Source organism: Pseudomonas sp. 14P_5.3_Bac1, from assembly GCF_025466135.1.
Classification (GTDB): domain Bacteria; phylum Pseudomonadota; class Gammaproteobacteria; order Pseudomonadales; family Pseudomonadaceae; genus Aquipseudomonas.
In genome coordinates, this window is sequence record NZ_JANLOF010000082.1 from 137,679 (window position 1) to 159,792 (window position 22,114).

The window sequence follows — 22,114 nt, forward strand, 5'->3', positions numbered from 1 at the left end:
AGCTTGCCCCGACATTTTGTCCAATCGTAACCGATTACTGCACACGACTATTGGCTGAGCTCAAGCGCCGAGTGGCGCTTCAAGCTTGCATAATTAGCGCGTAATCTGCCATAAATTCTAGATTAAACGTTTCAGCCAGCGTATTTTTACGACGTTCGCGACTGACTGGCTACTGCCAATTGACCACTCAGTCAGCTATTTTTGAACGCAGCCACGCTGATTTATTCAAAACAATACCTAGTGCGCCCACCGCACTAACTAGGAGAACGGCATGCTTGAGCTCACTGTAGAGCAGATATCCATGGGCCAGGTGGCTGTGGATAAATCTGCTGCCTTGCACCTGCTCGCTGACAAACTGGTGGCCGACGGCCTGGTCGCCGAGGGTTACCTCAGTGGCTTGCAAGCGCGTGAAGCCCAAGGTTCGACCTTTCTCGGCCAAGGCATTGCCATCCCTCACGGCACCCCGGAAACCCGCGACCAGGTTTTTTCCACCGGCGTACGCCTGCTGCAGTTCCCCGAAGGGGTGGACTGGGGCGATGGCCAGATCGTCTACCTGGCCATTGGCATTGCCGCCAAATCCGATGAACACCTGCGCCTGCTGCAATTGCTGACCCGCGCCCTCGGTGAAACCGATCTGGGCGAGGCGCTGCGCCGTGCCGGTTCGGCCGACGCCTTGCTGAAGCTGCTGCAAGGCGCGCCGCAGGAACTGGCGCTGGACGCGCAAATGATCAGCCTTGGCGTGTCCGCCGATGACTTCGAAGAGCTTGTCTGGCGAGGCGCACGCCTGTTGCGTCAGGCCGATTGCGTGAGCAATGGTTTTGCTGCCGTGTTGCAGCAAGTCGACGCGTTGCCGCTGGGCGATGGCCTGTGGTGGTTGCACAGCGAGCAGACGGTCAAGCGGCCGGGCCTTGCGTTCGTCACGCCGGACAAACCCATGCGTTACCTCGGCCAGCCGCTCAACGGTTTGTTTTGCCTGGCCAGCCTTGGCGAAGCGCACCAGAGTTTGCTCGAACGCCTGTGTGCGTTGCTCATTGAAGGACGCGGCCAGGAACTCGGCCGCGCCACCAGCAGCCGCGCGGTGCTCGAAGTGCTCGGCGGCGAACTGCCGCCTGACTGGCCCAGCGTGCGCGTCACCCTGGCCAACGCCCATGGTTTGCATGCGCGGCCGGCGAAGATCCTCGCGCAATTGGCGAAAAGTTTTGATGGCGATATCCGCGTGCGCCTGGTTGATGGCCCGGTGGGCGCCGTGTCGGTGAAAAGTTTGAGCAAGTTGCTGAGCCTTGGCGCCCGTCGCGGTCAGGTGTTGGAGTTTGTCGCTGAACCGACAATTGCCGGCGATGCATTGCCCGCGTTGCTCGCGGCCATAGAAGAAGGTCTGGGCGAAGAAGTCGAGCCGCTGCCGACCGTAAGTGCCCAGCCTGCCAGCGTCGAGATCGAACCGGCCATCAGCGCGCCCGCGGCCGGCAGCCAGATCCAGGCCATCGCTGCCGCGCCAGGCATTGCCATCGGGCCTGCACATATCCAGGTGCAGCAAGTCTTCGATTACCCCCTTCGCGGCGAGTCCTCGGCCATTGAGCGCCAGCGCCTGCAGAGCGCACTGGACGATGTGCGCCGCGATATCCAGGGCCTGATCGAACGCAGCCAGGCCAAAGCCATCCGCGAGATCTTCATCACCCATCAGGAGATGCTCGACGACCCGGAACTGACCGACGAAGTCGACACCCGCCTCAAGCAGGGCGAGAGCGCCGAAGCGGCGTGGATGAGCGTGATCGAGGCCGCCGCCAAACAGCAGGAGGCGCTGCAGGATGCCTTGCTCGCCGAGCGCGCCGCCGACCTGCGCGACATCGGCCGTCGGGTGCTGGCGCAATTGTGCGGCGTCGAAACCGCCCAGGAGCCGAGCGAACCCTACATTTTAGTGATGGACGAAGTCGGTCCCTCCGACGTCGCGCGCCTGGACCCGGCCCGTGTCGCCGGCATCCTCACCGCGCGTGGCGGCGCCACGGCGCACAGCGCCATCGTCGCGCGCGCCCTGGGCATTCCCGCCTTGGTAGGCGCAGGCGCGGCGGTGTTGCTGCTCGCGTCCGGCACGCCGTTGTTGCTCGATGGCCAGCGCGGTCGCCTGCATGTCGACCCCGACGCCACCACCTTGCAACGCGCCAGCGTCGAGCGCGACACCCGCGAACAGCGCCTGCAAGCGGCTTCGGCACAGCGCCACGAACCGGCGTTGACCCGTGACGGTCACGCCGTGGAAGTGTTCGCCAATATCGGTGAAAGCGCTGGCGTTGCCGGCGCGGTGGAGCAGGGCGCCGAAGGCATCGGCCTGCTGCGCACCGAGCTGATTTTCATGGCTCACCCACAAGCGCCGGATGAAGCCACTCAGGAAGCCGAATACCGCCGCGTACTCGACGGCCTTGGCGGTCGCCCGCTGGTGGTGCGCACCCTCGATGTTGGGGGTGATAAACCACTGCCGTACTGGCCGATCGCCGAGGAAGAAAACCCCTTCCTCGGTGTGCGCGGTATTCGCCTGACCTTGCAACGCCCGCAGATCATGGAAGCGCAATTGCGTGCGCTGCTGCGCTCGGCGGACAACCGACCGCTGCGCATCATGTTTCCCATGGTCGGCAGCGTCGATGAATGGCGCGCGGCCCGGGACATGACCGAGCGACTGCGTCTGGAAATCCCGGTCGCCGACTTGCAGTTGGGCATCATGATCGAAGTGCCGTCTGCCGCCTTGCTCGCGCCGGTACTGGCCAAGGAGGTCGACTTTTTCAGCGTCGGCACCAACGACCTGACCCAGTACACGCTTGCCATTGACCGTGGCCACCCAACCTTGTCGGCCCAGGCCGACGGCCTGCACCCGGCGGTGCTGCAACTGATCGACATCACCGTGCGTGCCGCCCACGCCCATGGCAAGTGGGTGGGCGTGTGCGGCGAATTGGCGGCGGACCCGCTGGCGGTGCCGGTGCTGATCGGGCTGGGGGTGGACGAGTTGAGCGTGTCGGCCCGCAGCATTCCTGAAGTGAAGGCGCGGGTACGCGAATTCAGTCTGAGCGAGGCCCAGGGCCTGGCGCAAAAAGCCCTTGCGGTGGGTTCGCCCGCGCAAGTGCGAGCCCTAGTGGAGGCCGTGTAAATGGCGAAGATTCTGACCCTGACGCTGAACCCGGCGTTGGACCTCACGGTACGCCTGGCACGCCTGGAGCCGGGTGCCGTCAACCGCAGCGAAACCCTGCTGACCCACGCTGCCGGCAAAGGTGTGAATGTCGCCCAAGTGTTGGCGGACCTTGGTCATCACGTCACCGTCGGCGGCTTTCTGGGTGAAGACAATCCGCAAGCCTTCGAGGCGTTGATTGCCCGGCGTGGTTTTGCCGATGCGTTTATTCGCGTGCCGGGCGAAACCCGCAGCAACATCAAGATCGCCGAGCAGGACGGCCGGGTCACCGACGTCAATGCGCCGGGACCGCAGGTCAGTGAGCAGGCCCAGCAGGCGTTGCTCGATCAACTGACGCGGATTGCGCCAGGGCATGACGCGGTGGTGGTCGCCGGCAGTTTGCCGCGCGGCATCAGCGCACAGTGGTTCCAGGGCTTGCTGGAACACCTGAAAAGCCTCGGTTTGAAAGTCGCCCTCGACACCAGCGGCGAAGCCTTGCGCGCCGGTTTGCAGGCGGGCCCGTGGCTGATCAAACCCAACACTGAAGAATTGGCCGAGGCCTTGGATTGCCCCACGGACTCCATCGCGCAACAGGCCCAGGCCGCCGAGCGTCTGCACGCCCAAGGCGTGGAACATGTGGTGGTGTCCCACGGTGCCGACGGCGTGAACTGGTTCAGTCCGGGTACCGCGCTGCACGCCACGCCGCCCAAGGTCAGCGTCGCCAGTACGGTGGGCGCCGGCGACTCGCTGCTGGCCGGGATGCTTCACGGTTTGCTCAGGGTTGATCTGCCGCAAACCACCTTGCGGCGCGCCACGGCAATTGCCGCGATGGCCGTCACACAGATCGGGTTTGGCATCAGCGATGACGCGCAGTTGGCGCGTCTCGAAAGCGGCGTCCATGTGCGCGCGCTGACAGAACAATAAGAGGGTTTGTGATGAAGTTAGCCATTGTTACCGCCTGCCCGAACGGCATGGTCACCAGTGTGCTGTGCGCCCGCTTGTTGGACGCCGCCGCGCAGCGCCAGGGCTTGCACACCAGCGTCGAAGTGGTGGACGTGCAGCACCCGGAACGCCAGTTGTCCCAGGCCACGCTCGATGACGCCGATTGGGTGTTGCTGGTCAGCAGCACGCCGGTGGAGATGCAGCGGTTTGTCGGCAAGCGCGTGTTCCAGAGCACGCCGGCCCAGGCGTTGGCGGATGTGGACGCAGTATTGCGTCGCGGCGCCGAAGAGGCTGAGGTCTATGTGGCGACGCAGCAGGCAGCCAAAACCGCGCCGCGTATCGTCGCGGTCACGGCCTGCCCAACCGGCGTAGCGCACACCTTTATGGCGGCTGAAGCCTTACAGCAAACCGCCAAGCGCTTGGGCTACGACTTGCAGGTCGAGACCCAGGGCTCGGTGGGCGCGCGCACGCCTTTGAGCCCGGAGGCCATCGCCAATGCCGATGTGGTGTTGCTGGCGGCCGACATTGAAGTGGCCACCGAGCGCTTCGCCGGCAAGAAGATTTACCGCTGTGGCACCGGCATTGCCCTCAAGCAATCCGAAGCCACGCTCAACAAAGCCTTGGCCGAAGGCGCGGTGGAAAGCGCGGCCGGCAGCGCGGTGGCGAAAAAATCGGAAAAGACCGGCGTGTACAAACACCTGCTCACCGGTGTGTCGTTCATGTTGCCGATGGTGGTGGCCGGCGGCTTGCTGATCGCCTTGTCGTTTGTGTTCGGCATTCATGCCTTTGAAGAAAAGGGCACCTTGGCGGCGGCACTCAAAACCGTCGGCGACCAGGCCTTCATGCTGATGGTGCCGCTGCTGGCGGGCTATATCGCCTACTCGATTGCCGACCGCCCCGGCCTCGCGCCGGGCATGATTGGCGGCCTGCTCGCGGGCACGTTGGGCGCGGGGTTTATCGGCGGGATTTTCGCCGGTTTCCTCGCCGGTTATTGCGTCAAGTTGATCACCCGCGCGGTGAAGTTGCCGCAGAGCCTGGAGGCGCTCAAGCCGATCCTGATCATTCCATTGCTGGCGAGTTTGTTCACCGGCCTTGCGATGATTTATCTGGTCGGCCCGCCGGTCGCGCGGCTGCTCACCAGCCTGACCGACTTTCTCAGCACCATGGGCACCACCAACGCGGTGCTGCTGGGCATCCTCCTGGGCGGCATGATGTGCGTCGATCTGGGTGGGCCGATCAACAAGGCGGCGTATGCGTTTTCCGTCGGCTTGCTGGCCGCTTCCAGCGGCGCGCCGATGGCCGCGACCATGGCCGCTGGCATGGTGCCGCCGATTGGCATGGGCATCGCCACGTTCCTGGCGCGGCGCAAGTTCGCCCAGACCGAGCGCGAAGCCGGCAAGGCCGCGATGATTCTGGGCCTGTGCTTTATCTCCGAAGGCGCGATTCCGTTTGCGGCCAAAGACCCGCTGCGCGTGATCCCGGCCAGCATCGCCGGTGGCGCCTTGACCGGCGCGCTGTCGATGTATTTCGGCTGCAAACTGGCGGCGCCTCATGGTGGCCTGTTTGTGCTGATCATTCCCAATGCGATGAACCATGCCCTGCTGTACTTGCTGGCGATTGTTGCCGGCAGCCTGTTGACGGGGTTGGTGTATGCGCTGATCAAGCGCCCTGAGGCGCTGGAACTCACAGTAGCTCCGGGAAAGGCCTGACACCGGCCAAAAATTTGGGAGCGGGCTTGCTCGCGAACGCAGTGTGCCAGTCAATGTATTGGTTGATTGACACTGCGCTTTCGCGGGCAAGCCCGCTCCCACATTTGGGGCTCCAGGGTTGCCGAGTCGGGTGTCACATCCGCTTCATCCCCGCGTGCTTTAGTTGACCTTTTGATACTCAAGAGGGCACCTGCATGAGCCACTTCGACCTCGGCCGTCGCCGCGTGATGCAAGCCGTCGGCGCGGGCCTGCTGCTGCCGGGCCTGGCGCCGGCGGTGATCGCGTCGGTCAAGGACCGGCCGCAACTCACCGATGGCGTGCAGTCCGGCGACCTGCTGGGCGACCGTGCGATGATCTGGAGCCGCAGCGACCGCCCGGCCAAGATGGTGGTGGAATGGGACACCCGCAGCGTGTTCAGCAACCCGCGAAAATTCATCTCGCCACTGGCCGACAGCCGCACCGACTTTACTGCCCGCGTCGAACTCACGGGGTTACCGGTCGACCAGGCGATCTTTTACCGCGTGCATTTTGAAGACGCCCAGACCGGCGTCGCCAGCGAGCCGTGGTTTGGCCACCTGCGCAGCGTGCCGCAACAACGCCGTGACATCCGTTTTGTGTGGAGCGGCGACACCGTCGGCCAGGGCTTTGGTATCAACCCGGACATTGGCGGCATGCGCATCTACGAAGCGATGCGCTTGCGCCTGCCGGACTTTTTTATCCACAGCGGCGACACCATCTACGCCGACGGCCCGGTGCCGGCGCAACTGAGCGTTGAAGACGGGCGCATCTGGCGCAACATCACCACCGAAGCCAAGAGCAAAGTCGCCGAAACCCTGGATGAATACCGCGGTAATTACCGCTACAACCTGTTCGACGAAAACGTGCGCCGCTTCAACGCCGAGGTGCCGCAGATCTGGCAATGGGACGATCACGAGGTGGTGAATAACTGGTCGCCGAGCAAGCAACTCGATGAGCGCTATCAGACCAAGGACATCAACACCCTGGTCGGCCGCGCACGTCAGGCCTGGCTGGAGTATTCACCGATGCGTCGGCAAAGCGCCGATGGCGGCGGCCGGATCTATCGCAAGCTCAGTTACGGCCCCTTGCTGGATGTGTTCGTACTGGACATGCGCAGTTACCGCGGCCCCAACGACGACAACCTGGGTGGCGAAAAACCGTTCATGGGCCGTGAGCAACTGGACTGGCTCAAGCGCGAACTCAAGGCCTCAAAAGCGCAATGGAAGGTCATCGCCGCCGACATGCCCATCGGCCTTGGCGTACCGGATGGCGAGGTCAGCCCCGGCGTGCCGCGTTGGGAAGCGATTGCCAATGGCGACCCTGGCCCGGCCCAGGGCCGTGAGCTGGAGATTGCCGAACTGTTGGGGTTTCTGCGTGCCCAGCAGGTGCGTAACCATGTGTGGCTGACGGCGGATGTGCACTACTGCGCGGCGCACCATTACCACCCCGACCGGGCAGCGTTTCAGGATTTCGAACCGTTCTGGGAGTTTGTGGCCGGGCCGTTGAATGCAGGGAGTTTTGGGCCCAACCCGCTGGATAAAACCTTTGGCCCGCAGGTGGTGTTCGAGAAGGCGCCGCCTGCGCAGAACACCTCGCCGCTGGCCGGGTTTCAGTTTTTTGGTGAGGTGCAGATTGACGGGCAGACGGCGGGGTTGACGGTGATCTTGCGGGACTTGGATGGGGTCTCGGTGTTCGAGCAAAAGCTGCAGCCTGCCTGACCTGCAATGCACTTAAACACTGTGGGAGCTGGCTTGCCTGCGATTGCATCACCCTGGTGTCACTGATACACCGAGGTGCCTGCATCGCAGGCAAGCCAGCTCCCACATTTGATCCTCGGTGTTTATGAGGGCTCAGTACACATCCCGGCGATAGCGCCCTTGCTCGATCAGGCGCTCGACTGCTTCGCTGCCCAGCACCTCATGCAGCACCTGGTCCACGCCCGTCGCCATGCCCTGCAAACTGCCGCAGACATAAATGGCCGCGCCGTCTGCCAGCCATCGACGCAGCACGTCCGCCGACTCGCGCAGGCGATCCTGTACGTAGATTTTCTCTTGCTGATCCCGGGAAAACGCCAGGTCCAGCAGGGCCAGATCCCCGCTGGCCAGCCAGCCTTGCAGCTCGTCCTGGCACAGGTAGTCGTGGGCGATATTGCGCTCGCCGAACAGCAGCCAGTTGCGCTGCTGACCAGCGGCAATGCGCGCCTTGAGCAAGCTGCGCAGGCCGGCAAGGCCAGTGCCGTTGCCCAAAAGGATCAGCGGCACTGGCGCCTCTGGCAGATGGAAACCACTGTTGCGACGCAGGCGCAGGCTGATGCTTGAGCCGAGGGCGGCGTGTTCGGTGAGCCAGCCGGAACCCAGGCCCAGGCTGCCGTCGGGGTGACGTTCCTGGCGCACGATCAGCTCCAGCACGCCGTCGCTGGCAATCGAGGCGATGGAGTATTCGCGCATGCCCAGGGGCACCAGGGCGTTCACCAATGCCTGGGCATGCAGGCCGACCAAATGCGCGCGGTTGTCCGGCAGTTGGCGGGTTGCCAGGGCTTGGTTGAGGGTTTGCGCAAGGCCCTCGATCAACACGCCGTCGCTGCCGGCCAGGCCCAGGCCGGCGAGGAAGTGTTCAATGGCCCACGGGCAATTGCGCGGCAGTATTTCCACCAGATCGCCGGCCAGCCAGGTGTGTGGCGAAGGCGGTGTGAGGCCGAGCAAGTAGATGTCCGAGCCGACGCTGTCGCGGTTGAGCAGGGTGCGTCGGGTCAGGGTCCAGTTTTCGTACTGGGCGGTCTGCCAGGCGGATGCCGGCGCATGCCCGGTGAGCTGGCCCAGCTGCTGTTGCCAGGTCAGCAGCGCTTCGGTGTCGCCGCTGTCGACTTCCACAGGCGCGAACAACGGGTTGCCGCCTTGATGGGTCAGCCAGAAATGCAGGCGCCGGGCAAAGCCGCAGAAGTGTTCGTACTGGCGGTCACCCAGGGCCAGCACCGAGTAGTTGAGGCCTTTGAGCGACAGGTCCTGGCCGAGCACGCTGCGTTCGAAACCGCGGGCGCTGTCGGGCGCTTCGCCGTCGCCGAAGGTGCTGACCACAAACAGTGCATGTTCTGACTCACACAGGTCTTGCTGGCTGACACTGCCCAACGGCTGCACCTTCACCGGCAGGCCGGCGGCCTGTAATTGCCCGGCCGTCTGCCACGCAAGCTGTTCGGCAAAGCCGCTCTGGCTGGCAAAGCCGATCAGCCACGCCGGGGCGTCGCTGTGGTTGGCGCCGAGGCCTTTGCGGGCATCGCGTACCTGGCGTTTTTTGCGGCGGCGGTCGAGGTACAGCAGCCAGCCGGTAATAAAGAACAGCGGCATGCACAGCGCACTGACGGTCAGGATGATGCGGCCTACCAGGCCGAAGTAGCTGCCGGTGTGCAGCGCGTAGACACTGGTGAGCAATTGCGACTTGAAGGTCTTGCTCGCGTAGCGGTCATGGGACTTGACCTCGCCGGTGGCCGGGTCGAGGTTGATCTGGTTCAGCGCGCGGTCATGCGGCGATGTGTTGAGCAGGTAATACACAATGGCCGGCTGCCCGGCGACGGCCGGCATGCGGATGTTGTAGGCGCTCAAGCCGGGGCCGGCGTTGGCGTAGATGCTGCTCCAGATCGCGTCGTAGTCGGCCACTGGCGCCGGGCCTTCGGGCGGCGGGCCGCGCTTGCGCATGCGTTCATTTTGCGGGGCGTCGGAGAGCAGTTTGGTCACGCCCTGGTTGTACCAGTCATACGACCAATACAGGCCGGTGAGCGCGGCCAATAGATAAAACAGCAGGCACCAGGTGCCGAACACCGAGTGCAGGTCCCAGTTGAAACTGCGGCCCTTTTTGCGCCAGTCCAGCGTCAGCCAGGCGCGCCAGCTTGCCACCTGGCGCGGCCAGCGCAGGTACAGGCCCGACAGGCAGAAGAACACCAGGATCAGCGTGCAGGCGCCAGTGATTTGCCGGCCGGTATCGCCAGCCGCCAGGAAGCGGTGCAGCTGCAAGATGAAACCGAACACGTCCTGGCCGACGGCGTCGCCCAGGTAGTTGCCGGTGTACGGGTCGAAGTAGCGCATCTGGCCACGCCGCTCGCCCGGCGGTGCGGTGAAGAACACGCGCGCGGCGTTGCCGCTGTCGCTTTCCACCCACAGCATCGACACGGTCTTGCCTTCGGTGGCCTCCAGCTTGCGCACCAGTTCGGCAGGCGGCAGCACGCCGGCTTCGCGTTTTTCGACGCTCAATACGGTCGGATTGAGCGCGCGCAGAATTTCATCCTGAAACGAGACCGCAGCCCCGGTAATCCCCATCAATGCCAGCACCAGCCCGGCGGTAATGCCGAAGAACCAGTGCAACTGGAACAGGGTTTTCTTCAACACGTCGGACCGCCTCGCTCATCTGGATATATAAGTCACGGCGCGCATTATGCCGTGGGCTAACGAGAAATCTTCTGTTTTACACGCAAAAGCCCCACGCATCCGATGCGTGGGGCTTTGGGCCTGAAGTTTGCCGCGTTTAGAAGTGGAAACTGGTGGTCAACAACGCCGTACGACCGGCCGCCTGGTTGGCGAAGTGCGCCGCGTAAGCTTTGTCGTAGTAGGTCTTGTCGGTCAGGTTTTGCACGTTCAATTGCAGGTCGACGTTCTTGGTCAGCTTGTAGCTGGCCATGGCGTCGTAGCGCGTGTAGGACGGCACGTAAACGGTGTTGGCCGCATCGCCGTAAACCTGGTCGACGTAGAACGCGCCGCCGCCGATGGTCAGCTTTGGCGTGATGTCATAGGTGGTCCACAGGCTGAAGGTGTTTTTCGGCGTGTTGGGCATTTGGTTGCCCTTGTTGGAACCGGCAGTGACGACACCCTGGCGGTTGCCGTTTTTGCCGGGGTCAACCAGCTCGCTTTTCAGGTAGCTGTAGCCGGCGAACACTTGCCATTGTTCGGTGAGCTTGCCGCTGGCGGACAGTTCGATGCCGTCCACTCGCGATTCGCCCGCGGTCTCGTAGGTGTTGGAGTCCACCAGAATGCGCGTGTTTTTCTTCTCGGTACGGAAGATCGCGCCGGTCAGGGACAGGCGGTTGTGGAACAGGTCCCACTTGGTGCCCAGTTCGTAGTTGACGGTTTCTTCGGGTTTCAGGTCGCTGGTGTTGATGCCGGTGACGAAGCCGTTGGTTTCCTGGCCTTCACCGACCATGCCGCCGGCAGGCGATGCCGAGGTGGCGTAGGAGGTGTAGATGCTGCCGTTCTCCAGCGGCTTCCAGACCAGGCCCGCCTGCCAGTTGAAGAACTGGCTGTCGTCCTTGATTTTGCTGCGCCCCGCGGCGGCGTTGGTGTTGGCTTCGGTGTCGAAGGTGTCGTAGCGCAGGCCCAGGTTCAACAGCCATTTCGGGTCCAGCTCAATGGTATCGAACACGTAGGCGGCGCGGCTGGTGGCCTTGGTGTTGGTGCCGTAGTAGTTGCGCACGACGCTGCCAGTCCAGGCGTCGTCCGGCGTCGGGTTGCTCAGTGAGGTGCACTGCCCGCCCAGGCTGCCTTTGGCCACGGTGCAGGTCGGGTTGGCGTTCGGGCTGACCGTGTAGCCGCTGACGCGGGTTTCTTCGCCGGTGAATTCCAGGCCGGTGGAGTACGAGTGCTTCATGCCCGCCAGCTGGAAATTGCCGAACAGGTCGGTCTGGTTGGTGGTGGTGTCGGTGGTCGACACTCGGGTGTTGGCACGGCGCCACACGGTGCCGAAACGGCTGACGTTGCGCTGGCTGTCGTCCGGCTGAGTGAGCACGTAGTCCTGGCCGGTGCTGCCATGGCGAAGGGTGTTTTTCAGCGTCATGTTGTCGTTCAGGTCGTGCTCGATGGAGAACGTGCTGATATCGGCGCGGGTCTTGCGGAAGTCGCGGTCCTTCAAGCCGTAGAAGTTGTTGCTGTCACCGCCATCGGTGGGTTTGTCGTGCCCGTGGGCCGTGGCGGTCGGCGAGCTGTAGCCGTAGGGAATGCCCGAGTCCGGCAGGTCGTTGCTTTCCATGTGGTAGTAGCTGAAGTTGACGCGCGTCGGCGTGCCCAGGCCGAAGGTCAGCGACGGCGCAACACCCCAGCGGTCATAGTCGATGACATCGCGGCCAGCCACGTTCTGCTCGTGGCTCATCAGGTTCAAGCGGAACGCGGCGTTGTCGAGGAACTGGCGGTTCACGTCGAGCACGTAGCGGCGGGTCTGGTCGGAGCCGTAGGTGAAACCGCCGTTGGTGAAGTCGCGCGCCTGTGGCGTTTTGCTCACCAGGTTGATGCTGCCGCCCGCCGAGCCGCGACCGCCGAACGAGGAGTTCGGGCCTTTGCTGACTTCAATCGATTCGATGTCGAAGATCTCGCGGCTCTGGCCTCCGGTGTCGCGCACGCCGTCCAGATAAGTGTCGCCCTGGGCATCAAAGCCGCGAATGAACGGACGGTCGCCCTGAGGGTTACCGCCTTCACCGGCACCGAAAGTAATGCCCGGTACAGTGCGCAAGGCGTCCTGCAACGAGGTGGCGGCGGTGTCCTTGAGCACTTGTTGCGGCACCACGGTCACCGAGCGTGGGGTGTCTACCAATGGCGCGGTGTACTTTTGCGAAGCGGCTTTTTCCACCTGGTAGGACGTGTTGTCCTGCTCCTGGCCGGTAATGCTGGTGGCGCCCAGGGAGATGCTGTTGCGCTCGCCTTTGTGTTCGGTGCTTTCGGCCGCTTGCGCCAATTGGGCGGCAGAGCTGGCGCTGAGTGCGACGCCGATGGCCGAAGCCAGCATGCGTGGTGAACTGGCTGGTGTTTTTAGCAGTGTGCGCGACATTGACGTGTCCCTTCCCCAAGGTTGTAAGGCCGCGGAATATAGGGTCAACAAGAGTTTCTATCAATTGCGATACATTACTATTCGCACTGAATTTACATTCTTTACACTTTTTGCTTACGGTTTTTACCAACTCGTTCGTCTCCCGCGTTTTACAGGGCGGATAAGAATCAATACCATTGGCGCCTCTCTGCCTTCAGGTACTGCCCCATGCTGCTGCACATTCCCGGCCTGTTCTCTCGCGCGGAGGTGCTGCGCATTCGCCAAGCCTTGGAAAGCACCGAGTGGGCCGACGGTAAAATCACCGCCGGGCATCAGTCCGCCAAAGCCAAACACAACCTGCAATTGCCCGAAGGCCACCCGCTGGCCAAGGAAATTGGCGCGGCGATGCTCGAGCGTTTGTGGAAAAACCCGCTGTTTATGTCAGCGGCGTTACCGCACAAGGTTTTCCCGCCTTTGCTCAATTGCTACACGGCCGGTGGCAGTTTCGACTTCCATATCGATAACGCCGTGCGCCAGGCGCGGGGCAGCCATGAACGGGTGCGCACGGACCTGTCGTCCACGCTGTTTTTCAGTGATCCAGAGGAATACGACGGCGGCGAGCTTGAGATCCAGGACACCTTCGGCCTGCAGCGGGTCAAACTGCCGGCCGGCGACATGGTGCTGTACCCAGGTTCGAGCCTGCACAAGGTCAACGCCGTAACCCGTGGCGCGCGTTACGCTTCGTTCTTCTGGACCCAAAGCCTGGTGCGTGAAGACAGCCAGCGCACCTTGCTGTTCGAGATGGACGGCGCCATCCAGCAACTGACCCGCGATGTTCCTGACCATCCAGCGCTGATCCAGCTCACCGGCACGTACCACAACCTGTTGCGCCGCTGGGTCGAGGTCTGACATGGGCTTTTTACTGCGCCGTGAAGAAGTGCTCAACGTCGAGCAACTGCAAAGCATGCTCGACGATTCCCCGGTGCGTGCCGCCCAGGCGATTTTGATGGCCGCCAAGGAGGGCGTGGTAGACGCCCAGGCCTTGCTGGGGCAAATCCTGCTGGAAGGGCGCGGCATTGCGCGCGATGAAGCGCTGGCGCTGCGCTGGTTCCAGATCGCCGCTAACGGCGGGCAGTTGATGGCACGCAATATGGCCGGGCGTTGCCTGGAACATGGCTGGGGCTGCGCCGTCGATGAAGCGGCAGCTGCGCGGGAGTATCGCCTGGCGGCAGAGGCCGGGTTGGATTGGGGCCAGTACAACTATGCCAACCTGCTGGCCACCGGTCGTGGTGTCGACGAAGACCGACCGCGAGCGCTGGGGTTTTATCGGCTGGCTGCAGAGCAGGGCCACGCCAAGTCGATGAACCTGCTGGGGCGTTATTTGGAAGACGGCCACTCTTGCCCGAGGGATTTTGAGGCGGCTGTCGAGTGGTATCGGCGTTCAGCCGAGGGCGGGGATTTTCGCGGGCAGTTCAGTTATGCCGCGATATTGGCTGACCGAGGCCGAATCGACGATGCATTGGCGTGGCTGCGCAAGGCGCTGGCGGGCGGCAATCTGAAGTTTTTGCGAACGGCTCACACCGCGTTGGCCGCAGCCAGTGACCCGCAGGTTCGGGCGATGGCCGAGGCCTACCAACAGCGCGCCGCGAGCCTGTCCTGACCAAAAAAAACCCATGACATGTCATGGGTTTTTTGTGTGCGAATTGCTTACACGTAGTAAGACTTCAACGGCGGGAAGCCATTGAATTCCACAGCGCTGTAGCTGGTGGTGTACGCACCGGTCGACAGCCAGTACAAACGGTCACCAATCGCCAGGTTCAGCGGCAGGCCGTACTTGTAGTTTTCGTACATGATGTCGGCGCTGTCGCAGGTAGGGCCGGCGATGACCACTTCTTCCATCTCGCCTTTCTTCTCGGTCCAGATCGGGAACTTGATGGCTTCGTCCATGGTTTCGATCAGGCCGGAGAATTTGCCCACGTCGGTGTACACCCAACGCTCGACGGCGGTGCGGGATTTACGCGCCACCAACACCACTTCGCTGACCAGGATGCCGGCGTTGGCGATCAACGAACGGCCTGGTTCCAGGATGATTTCTGGCAGGTCGTCGCCGAAATCTTCCTTGAGGAAGCGGATGATTTCTTCGGCGTAGGTTTCCAGGCTGTTGGTGCGGGTGATGTAGTTGGCCGGGAAGCCACCGCCCATGTTGATCAGCTTCAGATGAATGCCGTCTTCTTCTTTCAGGCGTTCGAAGATCACTTTGACCTTGGCGATCGCCGCGTCCCACACGCTGATGTCGCGCTGCTGCGAACCGACGTGGAAGGAGATGCCGTATGGCACCAGGCCCAGGTCACGGGCGAGGATCAGCAGGTCCATGGCCATGTCGGTCTGGCAGCCGAATTTGCGCGACAGCGGCCAGTCAGCCGTGGTCGAGCCTTCGGTGAGGATACGCACATAGACTTTCGAGCCCGGCGCGGCCTTGGCGATGTTGCGCAGGTCGGCTTCGGAGTCGGTGGAGAACAGGCGCACGCCTTTCTCGTAGAAGTAGCGGATGTCCTTGGATTTTTTGATGGTGTTGCCGTAGCTGATACGGTCGGGGCTGACGCCACGGTCCATGACCTTGTCCAGCTCGTAGATCGAGGCGATGTCGAAGCTCGAACCCTTGTCTTTCAACAGGTCGATGATCTCGACGGCAGGGTTGGCCTTGACCGCGTAATAGACTTTGGCGAATTCGAAACCGGCGCGCAGGTCATCGTAGGCCTGGCTGATCATCGCGGTGTCGATCACCACGAACGGGGTTTCTTGCTTGTCGGCGAACGCCTTCATTTTGTCAAACGTGGCGCGCGCGAAATAATCTTCGACGTTGATCGACATGCTGGGAACTCCTAAGGGCAAACTAATTTGATCAATGGGTGCAAATGAACGTCCTCCGTATCCCCACTTTGGTTCGCCTACTTCCCAAGGCATGTCGCCGAAAGCAAAAAGGCCATGGGATCACTTGCTTCCCTTGGCCTTGCTGTCTCGTCGTCAGTACTTGAGCCGGATGGATCGTTTCCAGCATGGACGTTCGGCGCGAACTTTAGGACGTGAGGGGCCATAGATCAACTAAAAATGTCGCGTTTTTGCACGCGTTCGTCGCAGGACCTCGTGCAGCTACTTATGTAACCGACCGGTGTGACGGATTGATGTTCCCCGGGAGGGCTAAATCGGCGGGATTTCAGCGAGCAAATGTGGGAGGGGGCTTGCCCCCGATAGGGGTGGATCAGTGACTGATGAAGTGACTGACACACCGTCATCGGGGGCAAGCCCCCTCCCACAGGTTGACCTGGGTTGTTTCAGATCAGGCCAGGGCGGTCTCGGCAGGGGAGACAATACTGGTCTTGCCGCCACGCGACTTACCGGAACTCAGGTACTCGGCAATCGATTCCTGAGTCACTTCACCCAGGAACACACGCTCCGCGTCCATCACCGGCAACCACGAGCGGTTGAACTCGTACATGCGCGACAACAGGATGCGCAAGTGCTCGTCATACGCCGCCGTGGCGTTGAACTCGCGCAAGTACTGGCCGCAGGTACCGGTCTGACGGTGCAGGTCGCGACGTCGTACATAACCCAGCGCCTTGTTCTCGGCACAGGTGACCACCACGTAGCGACGGTCCGTTTCGTCCATCAGCTCCAGGGCCTCGGCCACCGGAGTTTCGGGGCTCACCGACGGGGCGTTGTCCGCCGCGTCCTCGGCTTTCACCAGCAGCAGGCGCTTGAGGGTGCTGTCCTGGCCGACGAAATTGCTCACGAACTCGTCAGCCGGGTGCGCCAGCAGCGTGTCCGGGTGGTCGATCTGCAGCAGCTTGCCGGCGCGGAAGATCGCAATCTTGTCGCCCAGCTTGATCGCTTCGTCGATGTCGTGGCTGACCATGATCACGGTCTTGTTCAGCGCGCGCTGCATCTCGAAGAATTCGTTCTGGATCATCTCGCGGTTGATCGGGTCAACCGCGCCGAACGGCTCGTCCATCAGCAGCAGCGGCGCATCGGCCGCCAATGCACGGATCACGCCGATGCGCTGTTGCTGGCCGCCCGACAGTTCACGCGGGTAGCGATGCAGGTATTGCTTGGGCTCCAGCTTGATCATGCTCATCAACTCGCGGGCGCGGTCGTGGCATTTCTGCTTGTCCCAGCCGAGCAGCTTGGGCACCACCACGATGTTTTCCTCGATGGTCATGTTCGGGAACAGGCCGATCTGCTGGATCACATAGCCGATGTTGCGACGCAAGGTCACCTCATCCAGGTCGGTGGTGTCTTCGCCGTTGATCAGAATCTTGCCCGAGGTGGGCTTGATCAGGCGGTTGATCATTTTCAGCGTGGTGCTTTTGCCGCAACCCGATGGGCCGAGGAACACGCAAATCTCGCCTTCATTGACGGTCAGGCTTACGTCGTTCACGGCAGATACGGTTTTGCCGTTGCTTTGAAAAGTCTTGGTCAGGTTTTGAAGTTCGATCATTTGAGCAGTCCTTTTGGAGTCAGCGAGCGTTGCAGCCATTGCAGAAGCAGGTCGGCGAAGATGGCCAGAAGACTGACCAGCACGGCGCCAACGATCAGCATCGACATGTCGCTGCGGCTGATGGAAGCCAGAATAAGTACACCCAGGCCACCGGCGCCGATGGTGGCGGCGATGGTCATCACACCAATGTTCATCACCACGGCGGTGCGCACACCGGCAAGGATCACGGGCACGGCGATGGGCAGTTCAACCATGCGCAGGCGCTGGCCGAAGGTCATGCCGATGCCTTTGGCGGCTTCGCGGATGCCCGGTTCCACGCCCGTTAGGGCCAGGTAGGTGTTACGCATGATCGGCAGCAGCGAGTAGAGGAACACCGCGGTGATCGCCGGCATCGGCCCCAGGCCCTGGCCGAACTTGGAGTAGAACGGCAGCAGCAGGCCGAACAGCGCGATCGACGGCACGGTCAGCAGCACGGTGGCGCTGGCTTGCAGCGGGCCGGCCAGGGTCGGGAAGCGCGTCATCAGCACGCCCAGCGGCACGCCCACGACGATTGCCAGAATGACGGCAATGCCGACCAGGGTGATGTGCTGCCAGGTCAGGTGCAGGACCTGGGCCCAATCAAGATGGGAAAAGGCGTTCAGAAATTCCATGTCTTCTCCTCTTATTGGCTGATGGGATGTTGGCGCAGGAAGTCTGCGGCCACGGCGGAGGGGCTTTCATGGTCAACGTCGACCCGTGCGTTCAGCTGGCGCATGGTTGCGTCGTCGAACAGCGCGGCCAGCGGTTTCAGGTCAGCGGCCAATTGCGGGTGAGCGTCGAGATAAACCTGACGCACCACCGGCGCAGCTGTGTAGTCCGGGAAGTAGTGTTTGTCGTCTTCGAGCAGCTTCAATTTGAAGGCATTCAGGCGACCGTCGGTGGTGTAGACCAACCCGGCAAACACCTGGCCATTACGCAGCGCGGTGTAGACCAGGCCGGCGTCCATCTGCCGGGTGTTTTTGCGGGTCAGGTTCATGTCATACAGCTTGACCATGCCGGCCATGCCGTCGGAACGGTTGGCGAACTCGGTGTCCAGGGCCACCAGGCGCGTGCCTTTGGTTTTCTCGGCCAGGGCTTGGGTCAGGTCGCTGATGCTGTTGATCTGCGGGAATTCCTTGGCCACGTTTTCCGGCAACGCCAATGCGTAGGTGTTGCTGAATTTCGACGGGGAGAGCCAGACCAGGCCTTTTTTCGCATCGAGTTCTTTAACTCGGGCGTAGGACTGTTCGCTGTCGAGCTTCTCGTCCACATGGTTGTAGGCCACCAGCGACACGCCGGTGTATTCCCAGATCAGGTCAAGTTGCCCGCTTTCCTGGGCACTGCGCGCCAGGTTGCTGCCCAGGCCGCCGGTCACGCGGGTGTCGTAACCCTTGGTGCGCAGGTACTGGGAGGTGATTTCGGCGAGCAGGGTCTGTTCGGTGAACACTCGTGCGCCGATGCGGATCACTGGTTTTTCAGCGGCTTGCGCAAAACCTGCGAACAGCAGGACGCAGCTCAATATCAATGTCAGTTTTTTCATGTGAATTCCTTTGCCAAGCCTTAAGACGGACGCAACCCGCGTTCCAGCCAGAGGCGGCTGGCCATGGTCACCAGACCGTCAAGCAGCAATGCCAGCAGCGCGGTGCACGCGGCGCCGAGCAGCAGTTGCGGCTGATTGTTCAGGGCGATGCCGGGGAAGATCAGGCTGCCCAGGCTGTTGGCACCAATCAGGAACGCCAGCGGTGCGGTGCCGACGTTGATCGCCAGGGCTACGCGCACACCGCCGATGATGATCGGCACGGCGTTGGGCAATTCCACGCGAAACAGCACCTGGCGCGGCGTCATGCCGATGCCGGTGGCGGCTTCTTTCAGCGAGCCTTGAACGTTTTTGAGGCCTTCGTAGGTGTTGCGCACAATGGGCAGTAACGAGGCGAGGAACAACGCGAAGATGGCCGGGCCACTGCCGATGCCGAGGACGCCGAGGGCGATGGCCAGTACGGCCAGGGGAGGGACGGTGTTGCCGATGTTGAAGATCTGCATGAAACGTTCTGCACGCCCGACCATGTTCGGTCGGCTGAGCAGGATACCGGCGGGGATGCCTACAACGAGGGCAGCCAGCATGGAGACAAGAACGAGGATCAGGTGTGCTTGCAGGTAAAACAACAAATCGTCGCGGTACAGTTCGATCGTGTTGATGCCGATCCAGTGGACCAGCAGGGCCAGGAGAGCGACGACAACCGCTCCTCCTATCAGCCCTTTGCCATAGCGAATAGCCACAGGCGGACTCCTTTTTTTCTTTTGTCGGCGAACACATTTCCGAGCGGCAATGCCATTCCTGGCTGTCGGCGAATGAGTTCGCGAAAAGCAGCTCGCCGATACCGGCAACGCGGTATGCGATCAAGCCATGAGCGCAGCCTCGTCAGGCTAACTTGCTGATTTTTCAGCCCCTGGTACGAGTGCGGTAGCAGGGGAGTGGACGTCTCTACCTTTTAAAAGGTTCCACACTTGGCAGCATTTAGCCACCCCGAATCGGGTGAACGGTGGTCTGGCTCCCTGGGTTTGCGCTATACTCGCCGCCCTTTTTTGACTCACCTGCCAGGCGATTTCCCATGACCCACCAGGCCGCCGAAGTCGCGAAACGCCGCACTTTCGCCATTATTTCCCACCCCGATGCCGGTAAAACCACCATCACCGAGAAGCTCCTGCTGATGGGCAAGGCAATCGCAGTGGCCGGCACGGTGAAATCCCGCAAATCCGACCGCCATGCCACCTCCGACTGGATGGAAATGGAAAAACAACGGGGTATTTCCATTACCACGTCGGTCATGCAGTTCCCGTATCGCGACCACATGGTCAACCTGCTCGACACCCCGGGCCACGAAGACTTCTCCGAAGATACCTACCGCACCCTGACCGCGGTGGACTCGGCCTTGATGGTCCTCGACGGCGGTAAGGGCGTTGAGCCACGTACCATTGCGCTGATGGACGTGTGCCGCCTGCGTGACACGCCAATCGTCAGCTTCATCAACAAACTCGACCGCGATATTCGCGACCCGATCGAGTTGCTCGATGAAATCGAAGCGGTCCTGAAGATCAAGGCTGCGCCGATCACCTGGCCAATTGGTTGCTACCGCGACTTCAAGGGCGTGTACCACCTGGCCGACGACTACATCATCGTTTACACCGCTGGCCACGGCCACGAGCGCACCGATGTGAAAATCATCGAGAAGCTCGACTCCGACGAAGCCCGCGCCCACCTGGGTGACGAGTACGACCGCTTTGTTGATCAACTGGAGCTGGTGCAGGGCGCCTGCCATGAGTTCAACCAGCAGGAATTCCTCGACGGCCAGCTGACCCCGGTGTTCTTCGGTACTGCGTTGGGCAACTTCGGTGTCGACCACGTACTCGACGCCGTCGTGAACTGGGCGCCGAAGCCTCTGGCCCGGGTTGCCAATGAGCGCACCGTAGAACCGGTCGAAGAGAAATTCACCGGCTTTGTGTTCAAGATCCAGGCGAACATGGACCCCAAGCACCGCGACCGTATCGCCTTCATGCGTATCTGCTCCGGCAAATACGAAAAAGGCATGAAGATGCGCCACGTGCGCACCGGCAAGGACCTGCGCATCGGCGATGCCCTGACGTTCTTCTCCTCCGAGCGTGAACAGCTCGAAGAAGCCTACGCTGGCGACATCATCGGCTTGCACAACCACGGCACCATCCAGATCGGTGACACCTTCACCGAGGGCGAAGTGCTGGGCTTCACCGGTATCCCGCACTTCGCCCCGGAACTGTTCCGCCGCGTACGCCTGCGCGACCCGCTCAAATCCAAGCAACTGCGCCAGGGCCTGCAGCAATTGGCGGAAGAGGGCGCCACCCAGGTGTTCTTCCCCGAGCGCAGCAACGACATCATCCTCGGCGCCGTCGGCGTGCTGCAGTTCGATGTGGTCGCCAGCCGCCTCAAAGAGGAATACAAGGTCGAGTGCTCCTACGAGCCAATCACCGTGTACTCCGCGCGCTGGATCGATTGCAGCGATAAGAAGAAGCTGGAAGAGTTCTCCAACAAAGCCGTGGAAAACCTGGCAGTGGACGGCGGTGGTCACCTGACCTACCTGGCCCCGACCCGCGTGAACCTGGCATTGATGGAAGAGCGCTGGCCGGATGTGAAATTCCGTGCGACGCGTGAGCATCATTAAGGTCTGAGCGGTACAAAAAGGGCGAAGCTGTCATGGCTTCGCCCTTTTTTGTGGGCGCGCCGCTGACTCAATGTGGCAAGCCAGCTCCCACATTTGATCCTCATCTGTCAGCGGCATTGGCGAGAAGTCCGCATCCGGTCTAGCGTTTCAACTACTTCACCCAATCAGCGACGGATCAGGAGGCGACCTTGCGTATAACTCAACGCGCCATTCATGTGGTGCTGCTGGGGGCCTTGGGGCTGTCCACTGCTTTGGCTCACACCGCGGCGCTGGCGGATGCCGGAACGCCCCAGTGGAAGGACGCCGGCCCCGTCAGCAAAAAAAAGCAAAAGGAGGTCAACTCCGGCAGTTGGCAACCCCAGGCACAGCCCGCGCCAAAGGAAGACGCAGAAAACCCTTATAACGAAGGCGAGGACAGCGACACCTACGACGATGGCGACACCTGAAGCCTGGCGCAAACCCGGCATTGGGACTAGCTTCTAACCTGGCGACGGTAAAACGCTGTCGTGCAGGATTCATCTACTGACTGGACGGAAATCGACCATGAGTATTTTTCAACGTGTAGTGCTGTTGATAAAAGTGCTGGTGCTGTTGTCGTTGGGGATGTCGACGGCCTGGGCGCATAACCCGGTGCAAGGCAGTCAGACGGGCTTTTCGGCGGTGCAGACAGCGCAGGGCAAGGGACTGCAGCTGGCCAAGTCGGAAGCCGAACCAGGCGATGAGGACCAAGGCGGTTCCAAGGATGATGACGACCAGCAAGCCCCGGATGACGATGATAGCGATCAAGGTGACAGCGATACCTGATTCGGCCTGA

The 22,114-nt window shown here is 61.9% G+C and carries 16 protein-coding genes; 9 read left to right on the top strand and 7 right to left on the bottom strand.

Translation table 11 applies throughout. The features are described from left to right. Nucleotides 1-271 precede the first annotated feature (271 nt). From ptsP to NTD89_RS24325, 4 genes are all read left to right on the top strand, one after another. Nucleotides 272-3,130 (top strand): phosphoenolpyruvate--protein phosphotransferase, encoded by a 2,859-nt coding sequence (gene ptsP, locus NTD89_RS24310; protein ID WP_262210107.1) that lies wholly within the window; start codon nt 272-274, stop codon nt 3,128-3,130. Continuing rightward, nucleotides 3,131-4,072 (top strand): 1-phosphofructokinase, encoded by a 942-nt coding sequence (gene pfkB / locus NTD89_RS24315; protein WP_262210108.1) that lies wholly within the window; start codon nt 3,131-3,133, stop codon nt 4,070-4,072. It abuts the gene before it with no gap. Nucleotides 4,073-4,083: 11 nt separating this feature from the next. After that, entirely contained in the window at nt 4,084-5,799 is a 1,716-nt protein-coding gene (locus NTD89_RS24320; RefSeq protein WP_262210110.1) for a PTS fructose-like transporter subunit IIB, read from the top strand. Between the two features lie 194 nt (nt 5,800-5,993). Next, a complete protein-coding gene (locus tag NTD89_RS24325) occupies nt 5,994-7,535 on the top strand; it encodes an alkaline phosphatase D family protein (protein WP_262210112.1) in 1,542 nt (513 codons plus the stop codon). Nucleotides 7,536-7,667: 132 nt separating this feature from the next. Here NTD89_RS24325 and NTD89_RS24330 read toward each other — a convergent pair whose 3' ends face one another. Then, nucleotides 7,668-10,193 (bottom strand): sulfite reductase flavoprotein subunit alpha, encoded by a 2,526-nt coding sequence (locus NTD89_RS24330; protein WP_262210113.1) that lies wholly within the window; start codon nt 10,191-10,193, stop codon nt 7,668-7,670. A gap of 136 nt (nt 10,194-10,329) precedes the next feature. Next, complete coding sequence (locus NTD89_RS24335) at nt 10,330-12,615, bottom strand: TonB-dependent receptor (protein ID WP_262210114.1); 2,286 nt, start codon at nt 12,613-12,615, stop codon at nt 10,330-10,332. 207 nt (nt 12,616-12,822) lie between these two features. Here NTD89_RS24335 and NTD89_RS24340 point away from each other — a divergent pair, with 207 nt between their 5' ends. Next, entirely contained in the window at nt 12,823-13,503 is a 681-nt protein-coding gene (locus NTD89_RS24340) for a Fe2+-dependent dioxygenase (RefSeq protein ID WP_262210116.1), read from the top strand. 1 nt (nt 13,504) lies between these two features. After that, entirely contained in the window at nt 13,505-14,254 is a 750-nt protein-coding gene (locus tag NTD89_RS24345; RefSeq protein WP_262210118.1) for a tetratricopeptide repeat protein, read from the top strand. 47 nt (nt 14,255-14,301) lie between these two features. On the opposite strand, the gene NTD89_RS24350 is transcribed toward NTD89_RS24345, so the two are convergent. The 5 genes from NTD89_RS24350 to NTD89_RS24370 all read right to left on the bottom strand — a co-directional run bounded on the left by NTD89_RS24350 (nt 14,302) and on the right by NTD89_RS24370 (nt 19,384). Then, entirely contained in the window at nt 14,302-15,465 is a 1,164-nt protein-coding gene (locus tag NTD89_RS24350) for a type III PLP-dependent enzyme (protein WP_053254366.1), read from the bottom strand. Between the two features lie 466 nt (nt 15,466-15,931). Next, complete coding sequence (locus tag NTD89_RS24355; protein ID WP_053131666.1) at nt 15,932-17,089, bottom strand: betaine/proline/choline family ABC transporter ATP-binding protein; 1,158 nt, start codon at nt 17,087-17,089, stop codon at nt 15,932-15,934. After that, complete coding sequence (locus NTD89_RS24360; RefSeq protein WP_027604864.1) at nt 17,086-17,739, bottom strand: ABC transporter permease; 654 nt, start codon at nt 17,737-17,739, stop codon at nt 17,086-17,088. The genes NTD89_RS24355 and NTD89_RS24360 overlap by 4 nt, the downstream gene beginning before the upstream one ends. 11 nt (nt 17,740-17,750) lie before the next feature. Then, nucleotides 17,751-18,647: a glycine betaine ABC transporter substrate-binding protein gene (locus NTD89_RS24365; RefSeq protein WP_242194740.1), complete on the bottom strand. Its 897-nt coding sequence runs from the start codon at nt 18,645-18,647 to the stop codon at nt 17,751-17,753. 20 nt (nt 18,648-18,667) lie between these two features. Continuing rightward, complete coding sequence (locus tag NTD89_RS24370; protein WP_025856261.1) at nt 18,668-19,384, bottom strand: ABC transporter permease; 717 nt, start codon at nt 19,382-19,384, stop codon at nt 18,668-18,670. Between the two features lie 332 nt (nt 19,385-19,716). Between NTD89_RS24370 and NTD89_RS24375 the strand changes: the two genes are divergently transcribed. The 3 genes from NTD89_RS24375 (at nt 19,717) to NTD89_RS24385 (ending at nt 22,104) form a co-directional block, all read left to right on the top strand. Next, a complete protein-coding gene (locus NTD89_RS24375) occupies nt 19,717-21,300 on the top strand; it encodes a peptide chain release factor 3 (RefSeq protein WP_145165255.1) in 1,584 nt (527 codons plus the stop codon). A 188-nt stretch (nt 21,301-21,488) separates the two neighbouring features. Further along, nucleotides 21,489-21,746 carry a hypothetical protein gene (locus NTD89_RS24380; protein WP_262210120.1) on the top strand — a complete coding sequence of 86 codons (258 nt, stop codon included), beginning with the start codon at nt 21,489-21,491 and terminating at the stop codon, nt 21,744-21,746. 97 nt (nt 21,747-21,843) lie between these two features. Beyond that, the gene (locus NTD89_RS24385; RefSeq protein ID WP_106578629.1) at nt 21,844-22,104 is read left to right on the top strand and encodes a hypothetical protein; all 261 of its coding nucleotides are present in this window, start codon (nt 21,844-21,846) and stop codon (nt 22,102-22,104) included. The last annotated feature ends 10 nt before the right edge of the window (nt 22,105-22,114 follow it).